The sequence below is a fragment of the Pseudomonas sp. SK genome (assembly GCF_012975065.1).
Taxonomy (GTDB): Bacteria; Pseudomonadota; Gammaproteobacteria; order Pseudomonadales; family Pseudomonadaceae; genus Aquipseudomonas; species Aquipseudomonas anuradhapurensis.
Window position 1 is genome coordinate 4,846,208 of sequence record NZ_CP051857.1, and the last position, 23,559, is coordinate 4,869,766.

Genomic DNA, 23,559 nt, shown 5'->3' on the forward strand with positions numbered 1-23,559 from the left:
GTGCTTCGCAGCGTGCCGAAAACAGTTTGTGTAGCTATGACAGCGTCCGTATTGTCCGGTATTCATTCCGGTGGCTCAAGCACACCGAAATCCCATAGCGGACGACGCTCCGACTTGCCTATAATGCCGCCCCTATGGCTAAGCAAAAAAAACATCCGACCGGGACCATCGCGCAAAACAAGAAGGCGCGACACGATTACTTCATCGAACACAAGTTCGAGGCCGGGCTGGTCCTGTCTGGCTGGGAAGTAAAAAGCCTGCGAGCCGGCAAGGCCCACCTGACTGACAGCTACGTGCTGCTGAAGGATGGTGAAGCCTGGCTGTTCGGCAGCCACATCACCCCGCTGACCACGGCCAGCACCCACGTCATCGCCGACCCCATCCGTACGCGCAAGCTGCTGCTGAACAAGCGTGAGCTCGAACGCCTGGAAGCGGCCGTGGCGCAAAAAGGCTACACCTGCGTGGCCTTGGCGCTGTACTGGAGCAAGCACCTGATCAAGTGCGAGATCGCACTGGGCAAGGGCAAGAAGGAATTCGACAAGCGCGACACCATGCGCGAGCGCGATTCCAACCGCGAGCTGCAGCGGGCCGTGCGCAACAAGGGCAAAGAAGAGTAATAACTCCTTAGCCTGTTCCGGCCTCTTCGCGGGCTCGCCCGCTCCCACAGGTATCGCGCCACCTTCAGGCTCGGCGCATATCCTGTGGGAGCGGGCAAGCCCGCGAAGAATCCAACACCAATCTCAGCGCCCGCTACGCCGCTCCGCCCGCGCCACCCGTTGCGCTTCTTCCTGCGCCTCCTCCAGCACCTCCTGCACATACAGAATGTGCCGGCTGGACACCTCCCGCGCATCGTCCGCCCTGCCCTCGACAATGGCCAGGTACAGCTCCCGGTGCTGGCTGATCAGCATGTCGCGGGTCTCGGCCCGTTGCTGGTACATGCCACCGATGTTGGTCACCACGTTGCGCTTGAGCAGGTCGAACAGCCCCCGAATGGTGTGCAGCAGCACGGCGTTATGGCTGGCCTCGGCAATCGCCAGGTGGAAGCGCGCATCGGCTGCGCCCTCTTCCACCCGGGTCACTTCATCGGCCCGGGCATAGCAGTCCTGCAGCGCATCGAAGGCCGCCTTCAGCCGCGCCCGGTCTGGCTCGGTGGCACGCTGGGCGGCGTAATAGGCGCAGGAAGCTTCCAGGGTATGGCGAAACTCAAGCAGGTCACGTTGCGCCTCGGCGCTGTGTTCGAGCAACTGCAACAATGGGTCGCTGAAGGTCGAGCCCAGCGACTCGGCAACGAAATTGCCCCCACCCTGGCGGCTGACCAACAACCCCTTGGCCACCAGCTTCTGGATCGCCTCACGCAGTGACGGGCGGGACACGCCGAACTGCTCGGCCAGGACGCGCTCGGCCGGCAGCCGCTGCCCGGAGGTCAGCGTGCCTTCCAGAATCATCCCTTCCAACCGATCGACGATGTCATCGGACAGGCGCCGTTGGCGGACCTGATCAAAAACCATCACATGCTCTCCACAAACCCCCGGCAGATTTCCGGGGGTGCCTATTCTCGCCGATCCAGGGCCGTGCAAACACCATCAGGTGACGTTTTTCCCTGCCCATCAGGCGCCCACTCATCGGCACACGACCAAAGTTTTGCACGGGACAAATTGACACACCCACGACAGCGCTTTTAACCTAGCGACCAGTCATTGTAAATTGGTCTTACCAATTATCCAATGCCAGTGCCTGACCAACAACAATTAGGGGCCACCCCATATGCAAACCTGGCAACAATTCTATAGCCCGCTTGGTAGTCTCGGCCTGTCCGCACTGGCGGCGGTCATCCCCATCGTGTTCTTCTTCCTTGCCCTGGCCGTGTTCCGCCTCAAAGGCCACGTGGCCGGCAGCATTACCCTGGCGTTGTCGATCCTGGTGGCAATCTTTGCCTTCCAGATGCCTGTCGAAATGGCGTTCGCCGCCGCAGGGTACGGCTTCCTCTATGGCCTCTGGCCAATCGCCTGGATCATCGTTGCCGCGGTGTTCCTGTACAAACTCACGGTCAAGAGCGGCCAGTTCGAAGTGATCCGCAGCTCGGTGCTGTCGATTACCGACGACCAGCGCCTGCAAGTGCTGCTGATCGGCTTCTGCTTCGGTGCCTTCCTGGAAGGTGCGGCGGGCTTTGGCGCACCGGTGGCAATCACTGCCGCGCTGCTGGTGGGCCTGGGCTTCAACCCGCTGTATGCCGCCGGCCTGTGCCTGATCGCCAACACCGCGCCAGTGGCCTTCGGCGCGCTGGGCATCCCGATCATCGTGGCCGGCCAGGTCACTGGCATCGACGCCTTCCACATCGGCGCCATGACCGGTCGCCAGCTGCCGCTGCTGTCGCTGTTCGTGCCGTTCTGGCTGGTATTCATGATGGACGGCCTGCGCGGCGTGAAGGAAACCTGGCCTGCCGCCCTGGTTGCCGGCCTGAGCTTCGCCGTTACCCAGTACTTCACCTCGAACTTCATCGGCCCGGAGCTGCCCGACATCACCTCGGCCCTGGCCAGCCTGATCGCCCTGACCCTGTTCCTGAAAGTCTGGCAGCCCAAGCGCTCGTTCGCCGAAGCCAAAGGCAGCGTGGGCGCCGCCGTGGTGCAGCCAAGTGGCAGCCAGCCAAGCCCCTACAGCCTTGGCCAGATCTTCAAGGCCTGGTCGCCGTTCCTGATCCTCACCGTACTGGTCACCATCTGGACCCTGAAGCCGTTCAAGGCGGCCTTCGCGGCAGGCGGCTCGATGTACAACTTCGTGTTCAACTTCGCCATCCCGCACCTCGACCAGCTGGTGATCAAGGCCGCACCGATCGTGGCTGCGCCAACCGCCATGCCTGCGGTGTTCAAGCTTGACCCGATCTCTGCCACCGGCACCGCGATCTTCCTCTCGGCGCTGATTTCCATGGCGGTGCTGAAGATCAACTTCAAAACTGGTCTGACCACTTTCAAGGAAACCTTCTGGGAACTGCGCTGGCCGATCCTGTCGATCGGCATGGTGCTGGCGTTCGCCTTCGTCACCAACTACTCGGGCATGTCCTCGACCATGGCCCTGGTGCTGGCCGGTACCGGCGCGGCGTTCCCGTTCTTCTCGCCGTTCCTCGGCTGGCTGGGGGTGTTCCTGACCGGCTCGGACACCTCGTCCAACGCCTTGTTCAGCTCGCTGCAGGCCACCACCGCGCACCAGATCGGGGTCAACGACACCTTGCTGGTTGCAGCCAACACCAGCGGCGGGGTAACCGGCAAGATGATCTCGCCGCAATCGATCGCCGTGGCCTGCGCCGCCACTGGCCTGGTCGGCAAGGAATCCGACCTGTTCCGCTTCACCGTCAAGCACAGCCTGTTCTTCGCCACCATCGTCGGCCTGATCACCCTGATCCAGGCCTACTGGCTGACCGGCATGCTGGTCCATCACTAAAGTGAAAGGGGCCGGGCGCCCTGGTGCGCCCGGCAATCCCCACAAGCAACGCTGCGAGAATCCATGATCATTTCCGCCTCTACCGACTATCGCGCCGCGGCCCAACGCAAGCTGCCTCCTTTCCTGTTCCACTATGCCGACGGCGGTGCCTACGCCGAGCACACCCTGCGCCACAATGTCTCCGACCTGGCCGGCATCGCCCTGCGCCAGCGCGTGCTGAAGAACATGTCCGAGCTCAGCCTCGAGACCCGCCTGTTCGACGAAACCCTCAGCATGCCGGTGGCCCTGGCCCCGGTCGGCCTCACCGGCATGTACGCCCGCCGTGGCGAAGTGCAGGCGGCGCGCGCGGCGGCGGCGCATGGCATTCCGTTCACCATGTCCACGGTGTCGGTGTGCCCGATCGAAGAAGTAGCGCCGGCCATCGACCGGCCGATGTGGTTCCAGCTGTACGTGCTCAAGGACCGCGGCTTCATGCGCAACGCCCTGGAGCGGGCCAAGGCTGCCGGGGTCAAGACCCTGGTGTTCACCGTCGACATGCCCACCCCCGGCGCCCGCTACCGCGACGCGCATTCCGGCATGAGCGGCAAGCACGGCCCACTGCGCCGCGTGCTGCAGGCCATGACCCACCCCGAGTGGGCGTGGGATGTCGGCGTGATGGGCCGCCCGCACGACCTGGGCAATATTTCCGCCTACCGTGGCAACCCTACCGGCCTGGCCGACTACATCGGCTGGCTGGCCAACAACTTCGACCCGTCGATTTCGTGGAAAGACCTGGAATGGATCCGCGACTTCTGGGACGGCCCGATGATCATCAAGGGCATCCTCGATGCCGATGATGCCCGCGATGCGGTCAGGTTCGGTGCCGACGGTATTGTCGTGTCCAACCATGGCGGCCGTCAGCTCGACGGCGTGCTGTCCAGCGCCCGTGCCTTGCCGGCGATTGCCGACGCGGTCAAGGGTGAGCTGAAGATCCTGGCTGACTCGGGCATCCGCAGCGGCCTCGACGTGGTGCGCATGATCGCCCTGGGCGCCGACACCGTGCTGATCGGCCGCGCCTTCCTCTACGCCTTGGCCGTACACGGCCAGGCCGGGGTGAAGAACCTGCTGGAGCTGTTCGAGAAGGAAATGCGCGTGGCCATGGTGCTGACTGGTGCCAAGTCGATCAGCGAGATCACCCGCGACTCGCTGGTACGCGAACTGGGCGCCTGACGCCTGCAAGAACGACCGCCTGATTGACCCGGGGCATGTGGTGCACAGATGCCACAGCCCCGCGAGGAGACTGCATGAGCCTGCCTGCCGCGTTCCTGCGTGATGCCGAGCGCCTGATCCCCGCCGAACGCCGCTTCGACGACCCCACCGCCACCCTGGCCTTCGGCACTGATGCCAGCTTCTACCGGCTGATCCCCAAGCTGGTGGTACGCGTCGAGTCCGAAGACGAAGTGGTCGGCCTGATCAAACTGGCTCAGCGCGAGCGGGTGCCGGTCACCTTCCGCGCCGCCGGCACCAGCCTGTCCGGCCAAGCCATCAGCGACTCTGTGCTGATCGTGCTAGGCGACAACTGGAACGGCCGTGAAATCCGCGGCCAGGGCGAGCAGATCCGCCTGCAGCCGGGGGTCATCGGCGCCCAGGCCAACGCCTGGCTGGCCCCGTTCGGGCGCAAGATCGGCCCCGACCCGGCCTCGATCAACGCCTGCAAGATCGGCGGTATCGTCGCCAACAATGCCAGTGGCATGTGCTGCGGCACCGCGCAGAACAGCTACCACACCCTGGCCGGCCTGCGCCTGGTGCTGGCCGATGGCACGCGCCTGGACAGCGAAGACCCGGCCAGTGTCGCCGCCTTCGAAGCCAGCCACGCCGAGCTGCTGGAAGCACTGGCGCGCCTGGGCCGCGAGACCCGTGCCAACACCGCGCTGGCCGAGCGCATCCGGCACAAGTACCGGCTGAAGAACACCACCGGCCTGTCGCTGAATGCACTGGTCGACTACGACCAACCGCTGGACATCCTGCAACACCTGCTGGTCGGCTCCGAAGGCACCCTCGGCTTCATCAGCGCAGTCACCTACAACACCGTGCCCGACCACCCGCACAAGGCCAGCGCCCTGCTGGTGTTCCCCAGCGCCGAAAGCTGCTGCCGCGCGGTGACCGTGCTCAAGCAGCAACCGGTTTCGGCGGTAGAGCTGCTCGACCGCCGCAGCCTGCGCTCGGTGCAGAACATGCCCGGCATGCCGCTGTGGGTAAAAGGCCTGTCGGACAACGCCTGCGCCCTGCTGATCGAATCCCGCGCCGCCAGCCACAGCCTGCTGCACGAACAGCTTCAACAGGTAATGGCCGCGATCGCCGACTTCCCACTGGAACAGCAGGTCGACTTCAGCGAAGACCCGGCCGTGTACAACCAGCTGTGGAAAATCCGCAAGGACACCTTCCCCGCCGTCGGCGCCGTGCGCCAGACCGGCACCACGGTGATCATCGAAGACGTCACCTTCCCGGTCGAGCAGCTGGCCGAAGGCGTCAACCGCCTGATCCAGCTGTTCGACAAGCACCGCTATGACGAAGCGATCATTTTCGGCCACGCGCTGGAAGGCAACCTGCACTTCGTTTTCACCCAAGGCTTCAACAGCGCCGCAGAAGTCGCCCGTTACCAGGCGTTCATGGACGACGTGGCACAGCTGGTGGCGGTGGAGTTCGGTGGCTCGCTCAAGGCCGAGCATGGCACCGGGCGCAACATGGCGCCGTTCGTCGAGCTGGAATGGGGCAGCGACGCCTACCAGCTGATGTGGAAACTCAAGCGCCTGCTCGACCCCAACGGCATCCTCAACCCCGACGTGGTGCTGAGCGAAGACCCGGACATCCACCTGAAGAACCTCAAGCCGCTGCCCGCCGCCGACGAGATCGTCGACAAGTGCATCGAGTGCGGTTTCTGCGAGCCGGTGTGCCCCTCCAAGGGCCTGACGCTCAGCCCGCGCCAACGCATCGTCATGTGGCGTGACATCCAGGCCAAGCAACGCGCCGGCATCGACACCCGGGAGCTGCGCCAGGCCTACCAGTACCAGGGCATCGACACCTGCGCCGCCACCGGCCTGTGCGCCCAGCGCTGCCCGGTGGGCATCAACACCGGCGAACTGGTGAAGAAACTGCGCAGCCAGGCCGCTGACCACACCAAGACCGCCGACTGGCTGGCCGACAACTTCCACACCGCCCTTGGCGGCGCACGCCTGACCCTGAGCGCTACCAACACCGCGCGCAAACTGCTGGGGGCCCCGCGCCTGGGTCGCCTGAGCGCCACGTTGAGCAAGGCCAGCAAGGGCCGCCTGCCACAGTGGACCCCGGCCATGCCGCAACCCCTGCGCCCGCTGCCCGTCGGCCCGGCCAGTCACGACGCCCGCCCGCGCGTGGTGTACCTGGCGGCGTGCGTTTCACGGGTGATGGGCCCGGCCTATGCCGACCGCGAGCAAAGTTCGCTGCTGGACAAGACCCGCGCGCTGCTGGAAAAGGCCGGCTACCAGGTGGTGTTTCCCGACAACGCCGACAGTCTGTGCTGCGGCCAGCCGTTCGCCTCCAAGGGCTACCCCGAGCAGGCCGAACACAAGCGCCAGGAGCTGATCAATGCCCTGTTGCACGCCAGCCGCGGAGGCCTCGACCCAATCTACTGCGACACCAGCCCGTGCACCCTGCGCCTGGTCCAGGACCTGGGTGAAAGCCGGCTGGACCTGTACGACCCGGTGCGTTTCATCCGCACCCACCTGCTCGACCGCCTGGAGTTCACCCCTCAGGACGAGCCCGTGGCCGTGCACGTGACCTGCAGTACCCAGCACCTGGGGGAAAGCCAGGCGCTGATCGACCTGGCGCGGCGTTGCAGCAAGCAGGTAGTGATCCCCGAAGGCATTCATTGCTGCGGCTTTGCCGGTGACAAAGGCTTCACCACCCCCGAGCTCAACGCCCACTCGCTGCGCAGCCTCAAGGACGCGGTGCAGTATTGCAGCGAAGGCATCTCCACCAGCCGCACCTGCGAGATCGGGCTGTCCAGCCACAGCGGCATCGACTACCACGGCCTGGTCTACCTGGTAGACCGCGTCACCCGCCCGCGCCGTATCTGAGCGTTTACGCAATCCAGCGGCCGCTGCAATCTGTGTGGGAGCGGGCATGCCCGCGAACACCGGCGTAGCCGGTGCCATACACCGCGGTGTCTGTTTCGCGGGCACGCCCGCTCCCACAGATATTGCTCCGGCTTTGGGCCCACGCTGTACCTGTGGGAGCGGGTTCACCCGCGAACACCGGCAAAGCCGGTGCCATCCCCTTCATTTCACCCCGCCACCATCCCGACGGAACCCTCACCAATCCCCCGCAGTCCACCTTACAGGCCCACCTTCCAGAGGCCCCAGAGGAGACTCCCATGAAAGGTACCGCGCTTTCGGCCCTGTTCGCGGCCGCCACCCTGCTGGCTTCACCGGTGTTTGCCGCCGAAGACCTCTGCGCCACCAACCTGCAGAAGATCGACGACAGCATGGCCACCGCCGGCGCCACTTCCGAGGGCCTGGACAAGGCCATCACCGAGCACGTCGACAAGGCCAAGGCTGCCCAGGCCTCAGGTGACACCAAGGAATGCATCGCCATCACCAGCAAGGTGCTGGAGCGCCTGGAAAAAACCGAGAAAGGCAGCGGCAGCAGCAGCGGCAGCGGCTCGTGACGCCGAGCGCGGGCGACGGGACCTGCTGTCGACGTCGCCCGCACAATGGCGTATACTCCGCCTCACGTACCGTAAGGTGCGTTAGCTTAGAGCTAGTGTGGGGCCGATTAGGATTCGACGCCGGTAGCGAAACTCTAGGTGCATGCCGAGTTGGTAACAGAACTCGTAAATCCACTGTTGCAACTTTTATAGTTGCCAATGACGAAAACTACGGCGCGGAGTACAAGCTGGCCGCTTAATGCGGTCTCTTGACCCGTTGCTTCTGGTAGCTTCGGCTCCAGCAATCACTAGGGGATGCCTGTAAACCCGAACTGATTGTCATACAGAACAGGATCGTCGCGTAGCACGTTGTGGGCGAAGTGACTAAAACTTACACAACTCATCCAAAGCACCCTGCCCGTCGGGCGGCTGCGGATTAAATCAGTAGACACGGCTAAGCATGTAGTACCGACAGCGGAGTACTGGCGGACGGGGGTTCAAATCCCCCCGGCTCCACCAAATTCCAGAGAAGAAGACGCCCTAGGGCGTCTTTTTTTTGCCCGGATCTCTGCCCATGCACGCGGAAAAATCGGATTTATCCCCTTCCTTGTAGGCCGTTTCCCAAAGATACTCCCAGCGCCTGTTTTCCGTTGCGCATGCTAGATGCGAGTTCTAGTCTCGGCGTGTCGTTGCCCTTCAACGACCGGGTTTAGCCGCCCGACATCGTCAGACACCACAGCCGTGCAATTCCGAGCAATCGGCATTGGCGCCTTATGGCGGCTGTGCGTGGGGCACCTTCGGGTGCGCCGGGTGCCTGACGTCCCGGTCGGCTAACCCGCGTACAGCTGCCACCCTACTGTTTAGCCGCTGCGGGTGGTCGCTTCACTACGACAGGAGCCACACCATGCTGAAGATCGTCCCCGATCCGCCCCATTTCCTCCACTCCCTGGAAGACACCCTCATGCTGGCCTCGGACTACGCGCTCTGCGCAGAAGCGGTAGCCCAGCAGGCGGTACTGATGCAGCCGCGATCGCCGGTATCGCTATTGATCACGGCATCGATGCACGAGCTTGAAGCCTTGCGCAAACTGCTCGATTCAGCGCTGGCGCAGATCCAAAAGCCAGCGCACCCGCAGCAAGTGCACTGATCAGCCAACAGGCTGGCTGGCGCCAAACGCGTGGGGCCCGGCTTGCCGGCGATAGCGCCAGCCCAGGCATCTACCACACCAGGGAAATCGCTCAATGGCTACCGAAGACAACAAATGCACCGTCGGTAAAACCATCTTCTACCAAGGTGAAAACCAGACCCACCCACTGTTCCGCATCGAGCCCGGCATCCCCTGCCAGAACGCCCGCGAGCAAGCCTCGGAACTGATGGGCTATGCGCGGGACCTGACAATCGAGGGTTTGATGGAAGACAAACCGAAGCTGATCTGGGCCGCGCATTACCTGTGCGCCTTGGGCAAGGCGCTGCTGGATGATGCCGAACTGGGCATGATGCGCTGAACACCGCACGGCCCCTGCTAGGGGTGCAGGGCCATCCTCGGAGACAGCCTCAACCGAGTCGGTCCGCCACTATGAAGCGGTGGTCTCCAGCGTACCGGCGCTGCTGGCAACCCTGTTGCAAAGTTATCTCACCGCTCCCCCATCGGTGCGGTATTCCGAAATTTCACTTGCGCACGCCCGGCATCCCGGCGTCAGGCCGGGGTGCGGCGCCCTCAGCCTTACCAGCTATAACTCAGCTTGGCCGTCACCTCCCGCCCCGGGTTGTAGTAGTTCGCTGTCCCCGAGCCCACCACATGCTGCTCGTCAAACAGGTTGCTGACGTTAAGCGCCAGGTCAGTCCCCTTGGCGATCTGGTAATTCAGCGCAGCGTCGAACAACGTAGTGCCATCGCTCTTCTTGGTGTTAGCCGCATCCATGTAATAAGCCCCCACATAGCGCGCTCCGAGGCCAACGCTCACGTCGGTGCCCGGAATGCTGTAGTAGCCCCACAGGGAACCCGAGTGCTTCGGCGCCGTGGCGAATTCATTGCCCTTGAGCGAAGACCCGTCGTACAACGCCCCGCGCAGCACCTCGGATTGCATGTACGAGTAGGCGCCAATCACGCTGAAGTCCTGGGTAATCTGCGCCTTGGCTTCCAGGTCCAGGCCGCGCACGCGCGACTCGCCCACCGTCTGTTGCTCGATGATGCCGCTGGGTAGTACCACGGCGATGGTGACGTTCTCCTGGGTGAGGTCATACACCGCCGCCGAGAACAACGCGTCCATCCCCATCGGCGAATACTTCACGCCCACTTCGTACTGCTTGCCCGTTTGCGGTGTAACGCCAACCTGGGGCGGCGATACGGATTCCACCATGCTCACATAGGTGGAAACCTCGTCGTTGACGATGTAGGTCAACGCAGCCCGGTAGGAGGTTTCCGAGAAGTTGTCCTTCTCTTCCTGGACACCGCCGACGTATTCCTTGCTCGACAGCTCCATCGAGTCATTGCGCACGCCGGCAGTGGCGATCACGCGGTCGTAGAACGACAGGTTCTGCTGCAGGAAAACCGCCTTGGTAGTGGCATCGTTCTTCTGCCGGGTATAGGGCGTGAGGCCGCCCGGTACGCCGGTGAATACCGGGTTGGCAATGTCGATGGAGGGCGCCAGGCCGTAGATCGAGCTTTGTCTGGTAGTCGAATCGAGGTACTCCACTCCGACCAACGTGCTGCTGTCGACATGCTCGAACTGCGCATCGTATTGCAGCATCAGGTTACCGTTGAGCTGGTCGGCGTCGCTGTCGGTGCCGAACACGTAACGCGGGATGACGGTGCCGACCCGCGTGGGGTTGTCGCTCAAGTAGGCGTAGCCGAAGTCATCGGTCAACTCGCTGTAGCGCAGGTTGCTGCGCAGCACAAAGCCATTGTCGAAGTCGTGGGTGATGTTGCCGCTGAGGCTGGTGCGCTCCACGTCATGGAAGTTGTAGCCTGGCTCACCATAGAAATCGCTGCGGTCGTATTGCTTGTCCAGCGGATAGCCACCGCTGTTCGGCGAACTGTTGGTTTTCAGGTAGTCCGCGATCATCGTGGCCGAGGTGTAGTCGGTAGGCGCCCAGGTCAGGCCGCCCATGACGAAGCGGTTGTCGTCCTGGGAGTGGTCATACTCACGGTCGCTGTTCTGCATCTTGGCGGTGAAGCGGCCGGCCAAGGTCTTTTCCTCGTTCAGCGCATCGCCGACATCGATGCCGGTTTCGGCATGGTCGAACGAACCGTACGTCACGTAGCCCTGGCCAAACTGCTCGAAACGCGGCTGCTTGCTCACGAAGTTGACCGAGCCGCCCGGGTCTGCCGGGCCAAACAAGGTGGAGTTGGCGCCGCGCAATACCTCGATGCGCTCGTAAGCGTAAGGGTCTTCCCGCACACCCCGCATCGAACTCAAGGTCAGGCCGTCACGGTAGGTGGTGGCCTGGAAGCCACGGATCAGGAAGTAGTCGTTGCGGTCGTCCGAACCGTAGTAGTCGCTGACCACCCCCGGCGTATATTGCAGCGCTTCTTCCGTGGTGCTGACGCTGCGCTGTTGCATTTCCTTGCTGGTCACCACAGACACGGAAGCGGGCGTATTGAGGATGCTGGTGGCCACCTTGCCCCCCACCCACAGCTCCTTGGCGACCACCGAGTTGCTGTCATCATCGGCGCTGGCCTTTACCTTGGCGTTGATGATGACCGGTGCCAGGCGGTAGTCCTCGCTGGCGCCAAGCTCCAGCGGGCCGGCAGGCGCGGGTTGTGGCGCCACGAAGTAGGCATCCGGCCCTTGTTGCTCCGCCTGAAGCTGGGTGCCCTGTAGCAGTGACGAGAGTGCAGCCGAGGTGCCCAGCGCCCCCTGCACCCCAGCAGTGCTGCGGTTGGCCACGGCTTGTGCATCGAAGGACAGGCTGACACCTGCCTGGCGGGCAAAGCGGTCAAGCGCTGGCGCCAGCGGGCCAGCAGGGATATTCCACTGCTGTAGCTGGCTGTCGGGCTCGGACGTTGCAGATTGCGCCAGCGCAGGTAGCGCACAATTGCTGACAACCAGGCCCAGGAAAACACCGTGCAAAGCGCGGCTCAAGGGATGGCGCTGTGGAACCGGGGTCGAACTCATTTTCTCGCTCCGTAGAGGGATCGGCAGACTGGCCTGTATTCCGGCCTTCCCTACATGCCGAACGAGAATGAGAAATCACCTCATTTATTTTCAAGATTGTCTCGCCTGCGGTGAGACTTTTTTGGTGGCGACAAACCTGCAAAAAACAAAGGGCACCCTCCACTGGTGCCCTTTGCCTTACCGCCAGGTGAACCCAATCACCCCATCGAACGCACCCCTACGGGTTGCGCGTGGCCCCGCGAAGTCACGATCCCCAGGAAGGAAATAATGATCGCCAGGCCCAACGTCGAGCTGACCTCCGCCCGGTGTTCAGGCGTGTACATCATCACCGCCAGTGCCCCGGCAATGAACAGGATCACCGCCCAGGTCAGGTACGGGAACAGCCACATGCGGAACTTCAGTTCGGTGTTCTCGCGCTCCAGGCGGCGGCGCATGCGCAGCTGGGAGATGGCGATGACCATGTACACCAGCAAGGCGATGGCACCGGAGCTGGCCAGCAGGAACTCGAACACGCCCTTCGGCGCGAAGTAGTTGAGGACAGCGATGGCCGCGCCGATCAGGGTGCTGCCGAATACTGCGGCACGCGGCACGCCGACCTTGGAGGTCTTGTTGAGCATGGCCGGCGCGTCACCACGCTTGGCCAGCGAATACATCATCCGCGAGGCGATGTAGATCGACGAGTTCATGCAGCTGGTCACCGCCACCAGCACCACCATGTCGACCATGAAGGCCGCGTTGGGGATGTTCATGATCTCCAGCGCACGCTGGTACGAGCCCACCACTGCCAGTTGCGGGTCGTTCCACGGCACCACCGAAATGATCACGAAGATCGACAGGATGTAGAAGGTGCTGATGCGCCAGATCACCGAGCGGGTGGCCTTGGCGATGTTGCGCGACGGGTCGCTGGACTCGGAGGCAGCGATGGTCACCGCCTCGGTACCGATGAAGCTGAACATCACGGTAATGAACGCGCCAACCACCGCCGACCAACCCTTCGGTGCGAAGCCGCCATGCTCGGCCATCAGGCTGCTCAGGCCGCTGACTTCGCGGTTGGGCAACCAGCCCATCAGGGCAGCGAAGCCCAGGCCGATGAAACCGAGAATGGCAGTGACCTTGAGGATCGCGAACCAGAACTCGAACTCGCCGTACTTGGCCACGCTGAACAGGTTGGTGCCGGCCAGCAGCAGCACCGAGGCCAGGGCGAAGATCCAGCTGTCCACCTGCGGGAACCAGGCGTTCAGTACATGGCCGGCGGCCAGCGCTTCGATGGGAATCACCAGCACCCAGAACCACCAGTACAGCCAACCGATGGTGTAGCCGGCCCAGCGGCCGATGGCCTGGTCGGCATAGGTTGAAAACGAACCGGTGTCGGGGTGTGCAACGGCCATTTCGCCGAGCATGCGCATGACCAGCACCACCAGGGCCCCGGCCACGAAATAGGAAAGTATGGTAGCTGGTCCGGCTGCCGCGATGGCATGGCCAGAGCCGACGAAAAGTCCGGCGCCGATGATGCCGGCAATGGACAGCATCGTTACATGACGAGGCTTGAAACCTTGGGCAAGGTTGCCATCAGATCCCACGGTGTTCATTGATGTTGTTCTCTTTTTGCTGACACAAGGAAGGACGGGCAGGCGTAGGCGAAAATATCTCCTTTGAAATCAATAAGTCGACACATTACTCGCGCACTGTTGTTGATATTTGGCACGCGTCACAGAGCAGGTGTCCGCATAGGTCGGGGTTCATTTAAGCCGCGCAGGGCTGTGGGAAATTACACGAGAACGCCCCGGAACTGTTCGATCACGACAGCGCGCATGCTCCGTTCTGAGCGCGCCGAACGGCGGTTGAGGTAATGACTGCCAAAAATGGGTGCTGCCAGAAGCCCCTTCACGTCAGGTGGAAAAGTGTCGTGCTGTGTTCGGCGTCGCCTCGCCGGGCAGACTCCGGCCCTCCCGAAGTGGCCAGTTTCTCCGGCCACGCCATCAGGCCAGGAGCCAAAACCATGTTGACGAATATTCCCGACCAATCTGCCGAGTATCTGTTTTCAACCCGACATGAACGCTTGGACCTGTGGTGCGACCTGCTGCAAAGATGCCGTGATTGGGTTGCGGCAAACTGCAGCGATGCAAAAGAGCAGAAACGTAGGGAGGTGGTGCACATGGGCCAGCACCTGCAAACTCTCGAACGTTACCATGCCTACCCCGGCCAACGGCTGATGACCATTTTCGAGCAACGGATCGGTGAACATGACGATGTCGGTACACTGCGTCTGGCACGGCGCATCTGCAGCTCTTTGCTCGATTCGAGCTATCGCCATGATGCCAACGACTGGGAGCCGGCTGACGACTTGCCCGACGCTTCCGCCGCGCGCTACAGCATCAATCAACCGTCTGCCCAGTTTCGACCGTACTTCGAGCTGCTGATCGTCAGCTCCGACGCCTCGGGCACCTGGGCGCAAATGCAGCAAGACATCCGCAACCTGCGGCGACATGACGATGCGTTCGTCTACCAACCGATCATCGTCGGCACCTATGAAGACGCCTTGCTGGCCGTGATGCTCAACCCCGACGTGCAGGTCGTGGCGATCCACGACGGTTTCCAGCGTGATGCCAACCTGTCGGCCCGGCTGCGCGGAATGCTCGACCAATATCAGTCGCTGGTCGGCTCGCAAGCGCATGAAGACCCCACGCTGGAACTGGCGGTGGCGCTTAAACAGTTACGCCCGGAGCTGGACATAATCCTGCTCAGAGACCGCAATATCGAACGGACTGCCGGCAACCCGCAGATGGCATTCATCAACCGCGTTTTCTATGAGTTCGAAGAGCCCATGGAAGTGCACCTGTGTGTGATCGAAGGTGTTGCCAACCGCTACCGCACGCCATTCTTCGACAACCTCAAACGTTATGCGCAACGCCCGATCGGTACTTTCCATGCACTGCCGATCGCCCGCGGAAAGTCCATTTTCAAGTCCAACTGGATTCGCGACATGGGGGCGTTCTACGGTGCCAACCTTTTCCTGGCGGAAAGCTCCGCGACCACCGGCGGCCTGGATAGCCTGCTCGAACCTACAGGCAACATAAGGCAGGCCCAGCTGATGGCCGCCAGCACCTTTGGCGCGCAACAGGCGTTCTTCGTAACCAACGGGACCTCGACGGCAAACAAAATTGTCGAACAGGCTCTCCTGGCACCGGGTGACATCGTCCTGATCGACCGCAACTGTCATAAATCGCACCACTACGCCGCCGTGCTGACCGGCGCCTACCCGCTGTATATCGATGCCTATCCTTTGAGTGAGTACTCGATGTACGGAGGGGTAACGCTCGCCTCATTGAAGCAGGCGCTATTGAACCTGAAACGGGACGGAAAACTCGAACGTGCAAAAATGATGGTGCTGACCAACTGCACGTTCGATGGGCATGTCTACAATCCGCTGCGGGTGATGGAAGAATGCCTGGCCATCAAACCCGATCTGATTTTCCTTTGGGATGAGGCATGGTTCGGTTTCGCTCGCTTTTCACCGCTGCTGCGCCAGCGCACCGCCATGCATGCAGCAGCCGAGTTACGCAAACGGCTGAGAAGCCCCGGCTATCGCCAGCAATACGTCGAGCAATGCACTGCCCAAGAGGCATTCACGGATGACGAGATGCAGCACAACCGTCTTCTGATGAACCCTGAAAGCACCCAGGTGCGCGTGTACCAGACCTCTTCCGTACACAAGTCGATGTCAGCCCTGCGGCAAGGCTCGATGATACTGGTTAGCGACGATGCCTTTGCCCAGACCGAAGGCGCCTTCCGCGAAGCGGTATTCACCCACACTTCTACTTCCCCCAACCAGCAGATCATCGCCTCGCTGGACATCGCGCGGCGGCAGATGAACCTCGAAGGCTATGACCTGGTGATGCGTGCCACGCAGTTGGCCTTCGTCATACGTAAACAGGTCAATAATCACCCTGTGATCTCTCGCTATTTCAAGATCCTGGACGTTGCGGACCTTATTCCCGAACCGCTGCGCCAATCGAAGATCGCCAGCTATGTGAATGACAGCGCCCACTGGAGTACGCTCAGCCAGGCGATCACCGACGATGAATTCTTCCTTGACCCAACGCGCCTGACATTATCGTGCGGACACGCCGGTTTCGACGGCACTCAGTTCAAGCAATTGCTGGCCGGGCGATACAATATCCAACTGAACAAGACGTCCCGCAACAGTGTGCTGTTACAGACCAACATCAACAATACTCGCAGCGATGTGGCACACCTGTTACAAGTGCTGGTGCAAATATGCCGGGACATCGACCAGAGCATCGCAGACGATGAAAACCAGGCCCAGCAATTACGAAGCAGGGTCACCAGCCTTGTCGAAGACTTGCCTGCATTGCCAGACTTCAGCTGCTTCCATCCGGAGTTTCGCAGCGATGCACTGGAGGGCACGATCGAAGGCGACATCCGCAAGGCCTTCTACAAGGCCTACGATCATGAAGCCTGCGAGTATCTGAAACTGTCCGACAGCAAGATTGACCAGCGCCTGGAAAACGGCCCGCCCCTGGTTTCGGCAAATTTCGTGATTCCGTACCCGCCCGGCTTCCCGATCATGGTGCCAGGCCAAGTGGTCACCGCCCCGATCATTGATTTCATGCGAAACCTGGATGTACAGGAGATCCACGGTTACACCTGCGCACAGGGTTTGAAACTGCTAAAGCCCGAACACGTCGGGTAATCTTCTCGGCATAGGCCGTTCCGCATGCGTACGGCCTGCTGCGGCTTTCGAAAACAGCCCTGGTTCCAGGGCTGAATTCGTAACACCCACACCTGCTTTTAGCGCACCAGGCACGGCCGCTTGTTATCAAAGCGCCAGCCAGGAATCAGGAACTGCATCGCCACGCTGTCATCGCGCGCGCCCAGGCCCATGTTGCGGTAGCACTCATGGGCCTTGGCCAATTGCGCTTCATCCAGCTCCACCCCCAGCCCTGGCCGGGTCGGCACGCGCACATGGCCTTCGACGATGCGCAGCGGCTCGCGGGTCAGGCGCTGGCCGTCCTGCCAGATCCAGTGGGTGTCGATTGCGGTGATCTCGCCCGGCGCCGCCGCCGCCACCTGAGTGAACATCGCCAGCGAAATATCGAAGTGGTTGTTGGAGTGCGACCCCCAGGTCAGCCCCCAGTCGTTGCACATCTGCGCCACCCGCACCGAGCCCTGCAAGGTCCAGAAATGCGGGTCGGCCAATGGAATGTCGACCGCCTGCGACTGGATCGCATGGCCCATCTGCCGCCAGTCGGTGGCGATCATGTTGGTCGCCGTGGGCAAGCCGGTAGCGCGGCGAAACTCGGCCATCACCTCACGGCCCGAATAACCGTCCTCGGCACCACACGGGTCCTCGGCGTAAGCCAGCACAGCGTGCTTGTCACGGCACAGGGCAATGGCCTGCTGCAACGACCAGGCGCCGTTCGGGTCGAGGGTGATGCGCGCTTGCGGGAAGCGTTCGGCCAGGGCCGTCACCGCTTCCATTTCCTCCTCGCCACGCAGCACCCCGCCCTTGAGCTTGAAGTCGCTGAAGCCGTAGCGCGCCTCGGCGGCCTCGGCCAGGCGCACCACCGCGTCGGGGCTCAGCGCTGTTTCGTGGCGCAGGCGAAACCAGTCATCGTCGCTGTCGGCTTCGTTGCGGTAGGCCAGGTCGGTCTGCTTGCGGTCGCCGATATAGAACAGGTAGCCAAGCATCTTCACCGCATCGCGTTGCTGCCCTTCGCCCAGCAGTGCAGCCATCGGCACGTTCAGGTGCTGGCCGAGCAGGTCGAGCAGCGCCGACTCCATGGCTGTCACCGCATGCACGGTAATGCGCAGGTCGAAGGTCTGCAGGCCACGCCCTGCCGAATCACGGCCAGCGAAGGTCTGGCGCATGGCATTGAGCACGCGCTGGTAATGGCCGATCGGCTGGCCGAGCACCAGGCTGCGAGCGTCCTCCAGGGTTTGGCGAATCTTTTCGCCACCGGGTACTTCGCCCAGCCCGGTATTGCCAGCGCTGTCGCGCAACACCACCACATTACGGGTGAAGAACGGGCCATGCGCACCACTGAGGTTGAGCAGCATGCTGTCATGGCCGGCGACGGGGACGACGCGCAGGTCGGTGACTACCGGGGTGCCGGTGTGGATAGCGGGGGTTGTCTGCAGGTTCATGGTTGTTGTCTCGCAGTCATCAGTGGCTCTGGCCCAGGGCCGAAGGGGCCTTGAGGTCGTCAGAAGGGGCGCCCTTCGGGCGCGTGCGTACGAAGAACACGGCAATCGCGGCCAGCACCGAGGTCACCGCCAGGCCGTACAAGCCGCCCTGGATCGACCCGGTCTGCTGTTCCAGCAGGCCGAAGGTGGTGGGTGCGACGAAGCCACCGAGGTTGCCGACCGAGTTGATCAGGGCGATCACCGCTGCGGCAATGCGTGCATCCAGGTAACCCTGCGGGATCGGCCAGAACAGCGAAGACGCCGACTTGAAACCGATCGCCGCGAAGCACACTGCAACAAAGGCGAACACCGGCCCGCCGGTGGTGGACATGAACATGCCGATGGCCGCGACCACCAGCGCCCCGGCTACCCAGGCCTGCTGGAACTTCCAGCGCGCGGAGCCGGCGGCGAAGGCATACATGGCCAGGATCGAGATCAGCCAGGGGATCGAGTTGAACAAGCCGACCTGCAGATCGCTGAGGTCGCCCATGCGCTTGATGATGCTGGGCAGCCAGAAGGTGGCGGCGTAGATGGTCAGCTGGATGCAGAAGTAGATCAGGCAGAACAGCAGGATCTGGCGGTCCTTGAGCAGGCTCCAGGCCGATGGCTTGTCCGCTGCGACGGCTTCACGCTCACGCTGCTCGCGATCGATGGTGGTCACCAGCGCGTCCTGCTCGGCCTGGCTCAGCCACTTGGCATCCTGCGGCCTGGAATCGAGCCAGAAGAACACGAAGAAGCACAGCACCACCGAGGCCATGCCTTCGATGAACAGCATCCATTGCCAGCCATGCATGCCCAGGCCCTGAAGCTGCATCAGCGCCCCGGCCAGCGGCCCGGAAATCAGCGAGGCCAGCGCCGAACCGCTGAGGAAGATGGCAATTGCCTTGCCGCGCTCGGCGGCAGGCAGCCAGCGGGTGAAGTAGTAGATCACCCCTGGGAAGAAGCCCGCTTCGGCCACGCCGAGCAGAAAGCGCAGCACGTAGAACTGGGTTTCGTTCTGCACGAAGGCCATGGCCGTGGCCACCAGCCCCCAGGTGAACATGATGCGGGTCAGCCACAGGCGCGCGCCAACCTTTTGCAGCAGCATGTTCGAAGGCACCTCGAACAACGCATAACCGATGAAGAACAACCCGGCGCCAAAGCCGTACGCCGCGGCACTGATGCCCAGGTCGCTTTCCAGATGCGGGCGGACAAAGCCGATGTTGACGCGATCGAGGTAGTTGACGATGAACATGATGACGAACAGCGGCAGGACGTGGCGCTTGACCTTGGCCACGGCACAAGCCAGGGCGTCGCCTTCATTCCGGGTCGACGGAGCGAGGGTATCGTTCACTTGCGGATCTCCCACTAATTGTTTTTGTGCGGGGCGGAGTTGTCTGACATGACAGTGGGAGGGAGCATATGCGCGGCGCAGTTGTACGACAAGCTCAAGAATGTCGTCAAAATTGCAAAATACAAGCTGTCAAAATAGAAGATTGTCGAAAACGTGCAGGAATAGCCACGCTATGGAACGCCTGGAGCGTGGCAAAAATCAGCAAAAAATATTTCTATCGATTAACTTGTCATACAAGCACTGACAGCAACGGATCACATCATGGAACCCGAACGCCTGCGCAAACATGGCCACAGCCGTGCTCACGACCTGGTCTCCAGCCTGACCCAGCAGATCTTGCTGGGCACCTTCAAGCCCGGCGACAAACTGCCCTCGGAGAACACGCTGGTACGCGAGCACGGGGTAAGCCGCACCGTGGTCCGCGAAGCCTTGTCGAAACTGCAGGCATCGGGGCTGGTGGAACCACGCCACGGCATCGGTACCTTCGTGATGGAGCGCCAGGCCCAGGCTGGCCTGCGCATCGCTGCGGAAAGCGCGGCGAATGTGCGCGACCTGCTGGAGCTGCGCATTGGCCTGGAAGGCCAGGCGGCCGCCCTGGCCGCGCTGCGCCGTGATGATGGGCACCTGGCACGCATGCGCCAGGCGCTGGATGACTACCAGGACCTGGCCGCCGCGGGCGACAGCTGCATCGAGGCCGACCGGCGCTTTCACCTGTTGATTGCCGAGGCCACCGGCAACCTGTATTTCACCGAGATGCTGCTGCAACTGGGCAATGGCCTGATCCCGCGCAACCGCATGGCGCTGGCTGAGCGCAGCGGGGCGAAGCTGGCGCGGCAGGCGTACCTGGCCAACCTCGAGCATGAGGCGATCCTCAATGCCATTCGCCGGCGAGACCCGGACGCGGCACGGGCGGCTATCTGCCTGCACCTGTCCAATAGCCGCGATCGCCTGCTGCCTGAACAGGCATGACACCCTCTCCGGTAGACGCGGCCTTGCGTCGCGACAGGGCCGCAAAGCGGCCACCGGTTTTCAGCTTCTGTGCGCAAGCCGAGGAGGGGCTGCTACGCAGCCCATCGCGACGCAAGGCCGCTCCTACACGAAGCCCTTGCAGGCGTAGTTACCAGGTCAGGCAGATCTTGCCGAAATGCCGGTTGCTCTCCTGGTAGCGGAACGCCTCGACGATCTGCTCCAGCTCGAAATGTTTGTCCACTACCGGCCGCAAGCCATTGGCATCGATTGCCCGCACCATGGCCTGCTGCTGGGCGCGGCTGCCCACCAGCACGCCCTGCAGGCGAATCTGCCGCACCAGCGCCTGCACCAGCGGCAACTGCCCGGCCACGCCGGTGAGGATACCGATCAACGACACATGCCCACCGATGCGCGCGGCAATCATCGACTGCTCCAACGTCGCCGGGCCGCCCACTTCGATCACATGATCGACGCCGCGGTTGCCGGTCAGCTCGCGCGCTTTCTCACCCCAGGCCGGGGTGCTCTTGTAGTTGATCAGGTGATCGGCCCCCAGGGCCTTCAAACGTTCGAGCTTGGCGTCGCTGGACGAGGTGGCGATCACCGTGGCGCCGGCGAGCTTGGCGAACTGCAGGGCGAAGATCGACACGCCGCCGGTACCTTGCACCAGCACCGTATCGCCGGGCTTGAGGTGGTCATCGCTCATCAGCGCGCGCCAGGCAGTGAGGCCGGCGGTGGTCAGGGTGGCGGCTTCGGCGTGGCTGAAGCCCTTGGGCGCCAGGGTGAAGGCGCTGGCACGGGCGGTGACCTGTTCGCGGGCATAACCATCGATACCATCGCCAGGCACCTTGGCGAAACCCTCGACATTGGCCTGGCCATCCAGCCAGTCGGGGAAGAAGGTGCTGACCACATTGTCGCCGACCTGGAATTCACTGACACCGCTCCCCACCGCGACCACTTCGCCTGCGCCATCGGCCATGGGAATGCGCCGCTCGCTCGGCCCCCACATGCCGCTGACCACGGCGAAGTCGTGGTAGTTGAGGGAGCTGGCGTGCAGGCGAACGGTGATCTCGCCGGCCTGGGGTGCGGGGGCCTCGCTGGTGCCGACTTCGACCTTGTCGTAGCCGCCGCCGGGTTGTACGTAGATGGCCTTGCTGGTCATGGGTAGGGTCTCCGTGCAGGAAAAAGAATGAGCTTCAGCATAGACAGGTCCGGCCCTGTCGCCGGCAAGCCAGCGCCCACAAGGGCGCCATCGGACCTGGGAGTTGTGCATTACCAGTGGCAGCGGGCTTGGCCGCGATAGGGCCAGCACTGCCAACAAAAAAACTCAGCCCAGCATCACCTTCAATGCCCGGCAATCGGCCGCATGCCAGTCCACCAGTTCCGGCCATGGGTTGTCCGGCAAGTTCACCAGCACCGTGCGCGCCCCTGCTGCACGCCCACAGTCCAGGTCGAACCGATAATCCCCCACCATCACCAGCTCATGGGGTGCCACACCCCAGGCACTGGCGATCTTCAGCAACCCGTCCGGGCTCGGCTTGGGCGCTGCTTCGTCGCGCCCGAGAATGTGCTCGACCGGGAAGCAGTCGGCCAGGCCGATGGCCTCCAGCGTCACATGCGCAAGCTCGCGGGCATTGCGGGTCAGAATGCCCAATCGGCAACCCCGCTCGGCCAGCTCGCGCACCAGCTCCACCGCCCCGGTCGCCGCCCTGGAGGCAACCGCCAGGTCGCGCTCGTGCTCCAGCAGCCAGGCATGCTTGGCCGCCGCCTCGTCGGCTGGCAGGGCCGCCAGGTGGGTGAGGATGTCGTGCTCGGCCGGGATGTCCAGCGCCACGCGGATGGCGGCAAAGTCGTGCACGGCCACGGTCAGGGTGCCGTCCATGTCGAACACCCAGTTGCGGACCTCGCCCAGGCTCATGCCCAATCCTTGCGATGGCGGATCAGGCCTTCCTGGCACGACGACGCCACCAGTTGCCCGGCCTGGTTGAAGATGTTGCCACGGCAGAAGCCACGGGCGTTGCCCGCCCAGGGACTGTCGGTGGCGTACAGCAGCCATTCATCGGCACGCAGGTTGCCGTGGAACCACAGCGAATGGTCGAGGCTGGCGATCTGCATGTCGCGTTGCCACACCGACTTGCCATGCGGCAGCAACGCAGTGGTCAACAGGCCGAAGTCCGAAGCATAGGCCAGCAGGTACTTGTGCAGGGCCGGAATGTCAGGCAGGTTGCCGTCGGCGCGGAACCAGGCGTACTTCACCGGGTCGCCGGGCTTGGGGTTGAACGGGTCGCGCTCGGTGACCGGGCGGATCTCGATCGGTTTGGCACACAGCACCTTGTCGCGGATGCGCTCGGGCAGTTGCTCGGCCATGGCCCGGGCCAGTTCGACTTCACTGGGCAGGTTCTCCGGGCCGACCACTTCGGGCATCGGTGCCTGGTGCTGGAAACCGTCCTCGTCGTACTGGAACGAGGCGCTGCAGGTGAAGATGGTCTGGCCCTTCTGGATCGCCGTCACCCGTCGGGTGCTGAAGCTGCCGCCATCGCGCACGCGGTCCACCGAATACACCACCGGCAGGCTGGCATCGCCAGGGCGCAGGAAGTACCCGTGCAACGAGTGGACATGGCGTGCGTCTTCGACCGTCTGGCTGGCGGCCGACAACGACTGGCCCAGCACTTGCCCGCCATACAACTGGCGGAAGCCCAGGTCCTGGCTGCGTCCACGGAACAGGTTCTCCTCGATGGACTCGAGGCTCAACAGGTCGACCAGGTCGTCCAACACATGACTCATCGGGGGTTCTCCTAGCAAGGCAACACGTCTCTACAGCACTGTTATGAGGGCAAA

General features: G+C 62.8%; 17 protein-coding genes and 1 other RNA gene. 10 read left to right on the forward strand and 8 right to left on the reverse strand.

Annotated elements, in window-relative coordinates; genetic code table 11:
* The first annotated feature begins 134 nt into the window (after positions 1-134).
* Entirely contained in the window at positions 135-617 is a 483-nt protein-coding gene (gene smpB, locus HG549_RS22150; RefSeq protein ID WP_013974300.1) for an SsrA-binding protein SmpB, read from the forward strand.
* Positions 618-740: 123 nt separating this feature from the next.
* On the opposite strand, the gene HG549_RS22155 is transcribed toward smpB, so the two are convergent.
* Complete coding sequence (locus HG549_RS22155; RefSeq protein ID WP_170032774.1) at positions 741-1,508, reverse strand: FCD domain-containing protein; 768 nt, start codon at positions 1,506-1,508, stop codon at positions 741-743.
* 256 nt (positions 1,509-1,764) lie between these two features.
* Here HG549_RS22155 and HG549_RS22160 point away from each other — a divergent pair, with 256 nt between their 5' ends.
* The 7 genes from HG549_RS22160 to HG549_RS22190 all read left to right on the forward strand — a co-directional run bounded on the left by HG549_RS22160 (position 1,765) and on the right by HG549_RS22190 (position 9,603).
* Positions 1,765-3,435 carry a lactate permease LctP family transporter gene (locus HG549_RS22160; protein ID WP_170032776.1) on the forward strand — a complete coding sequence of 557 codons (1,671 nt, stop codon included), beginning with the start codon at positions 1,765-1,767 and terminating at the stop codon, positions 3,433-3,435.
* 63 nt (positions 3,436-3,498) lie between these two features.
* A complete protein-coding gene (lldD, locus tag HG549_RS22165; RefSeq protein WP_170032778.1) occupies positions 3,499-4,644 on the forward strand; it encodes an FMN-dependent L-lactate dehydrogenase LldD in 1,146 nt (381 codons plus the stop codon).
* A 74-nt stretch (positions 4,645-4,718) separates the two neighbouring features.
* The gene (locus HG549_RS22170; RefSeq protein WP_170032780.1) at positions 4,719-7,529 is read left to right on the forward strand and encodes an FAD-binding and (Fe-S)-binding domain-containing protein; all 2,811 of its coding nucleotides are present in this window, start codon (positions 4,719-4,721) and stop codon (positions 7,527-7,529) included.
* A gap of 296 nt (positions 7,530-7,825) precedes the next feature.
* Entirely contained in the window at positions 7,826-8,119 is a 294-nt protein-coding gene (locus HG549_RS22175; protein ID WP_170032782.1) for a hypothetical protein, read from the forward strand.
* A gap of 99 nt (positions 8,120-8,218) precedes the next feature.
* Positions 8,219-8,617: a transfer-messenger RNA gene (ssrA, locus tag HG549_RS22180) on the forward strand.
* Positions 8,618-9,002: 385 nt separating this feature from the next.
* On the forward strand, positions 9,003-9,245 hold the full coding sequence (locus tag HG549_RS22185; protein ID WP_170032784.1) for a hypothetical protein: 243 nt from the start codon (positions 9,003-9,005) through the stop codon (positions 9,243-9,245).
* A 94-nt stretch (positions 9,246-9,339) separates the two neighbouring features.
* Positions 9,340-9,603 (forward strand): DUF3077 domain-containing protein, encoded by a 264-nt coding sequence (locus HG549_RS22190; protein ID WP_170032786.1) that lies wholly within the window; start codon positions 9,340-9,342, stop codon positions 9,601-9,603.
* Positions 9,604-9,821: 218 nt separating this feature from the next.
* Here the strand turns inward: HG549_RS22190 and HG549_RS22195 are convergent, their stop codons facing one another.
* Together HG549_RS22195 and gabP are read right to left on the reverse strand one after the other, a co-directional pair.
* A complete protein-coding gene (locus HG549_RS22195; protein WP_170032788.1) occupies positions 9,822-12,215 on the reverse strand; it encodes a TonB-dependent siderophore receptor in 2,394 nt (797 codons plus the stop codon).
* A 197-nt stretch (positions 12,216-12,412) separates the two neighbouring features.
* Entirely contained in the window at positions 12,413-13,804 is a 1,392-nt protein-coding gene (gabP, locus tag HG549_RS22200) for a GABA permease (protein ID WP_170032790.1), read from the reverse strand.
* 410 nt (positions 13,805-14,214) lie between these two features.
* Here gabP and HG549_RS22205 point away from each other — a divergent pair, with 410 nt between their 5' ends.
* Entirely contained in the window at positions 14,215-16,929 is a 2,715-nt protein-coding gene (locus tag HG549_RS22205) for an ornithine decarboxylase (protein ID WP_218576018.1), read from the forward strand.
* A gap of 98 nt (positions 16,930-17,027) precedes the next feature.
* Here HG549_RS22205 and gudD read toward each other — a convergent pair whose 3' ends face one another.
* Both gudD and HG549_RS22215 read right to left on the reverse strand, forming a co-directional pair.
* Positions 17,028-18,383, reverse strand: a complete 1,356-nt coding sequence (gene gudD / locus HG549_RS22210; protein ID WP_170032792.1) for a glucarate dehydratase — start codon at positions 18,381-18,383, stop codon at positions 17,028-17,030.
* Positions 18,384-18,402: 19 nt separating this feature from the next.
* Positions 18,403-19,755, reverse strand: coding sequence for an MFS transporter (locus HG549_RS22215; protein ID WP_170032794.1), 1,353 nt, complete (start codon positions 19,753-19,755; stop codon positions 18,403-18,405).
* Positions 19,756-20,016: 261 nt separating this feature from the next.
* Here HG549_RS22215 and HG549_RS22220 point away from each other — a divergent pair, with 261 nt between their 5' ends.
* Positions 20,017-20,724 (forward strand): FadR/GntR family transcriptional regulator, encoded by a 708-nt coding sequence (locus tag HG549_RS22220; RefSeq protein WP_170032796.1) that lies wholly within the window; start codon positions 20,017-20,019, stop codon positions 20,722-20,724.
* Between the two features lie 148 nt (positions 20,725-20,872).
* On the opposite strand, the gene HG549_RS22225 is transcribed toward HG549_RS22220, so the two are convergent.
* From HG549_RS22225 to tesB, 3 genes are all read right to left on the reverse strand, one after another.
* On the reverse strand, positions 20,873-21,883 hold the full coding sequence (locus HG549_RS22225; protein ID WP_170032798.1) for an NAD(P)-dependent alcohol dehydrogenase: 1,011 nt from the start codon (positions 21,881-21,883) through the stop codon (positions 20,873-20,875).
* Positions 21,884-22,048: 165 nt separating this feature from the next.
* On the reverse strand, positions 22,049-22,639 hold the full coding sequence (locus HG549_RS22230) for an HAD family hydrolase (RefSeq protein WP_170032800.1): 591 nt from the start codon (positions 22,637-22,639) through the stop codon (positions 22,049-22,051).
* Entirely contained in the window at positions 22,636-23,505 is an 870-nt protein-coding gene (tesB, locus tag HG549_RS22235; RefSeq protein WP_170032802.1) for an acyl-CoA thioesterase II, read from the reverse strand. Before tesB ends, HG549_RS22230 begins: the two co-directional genes overlap by 4 nt.
* Positions 23,506-23,559: the final 54 nt, after the last annotated feature.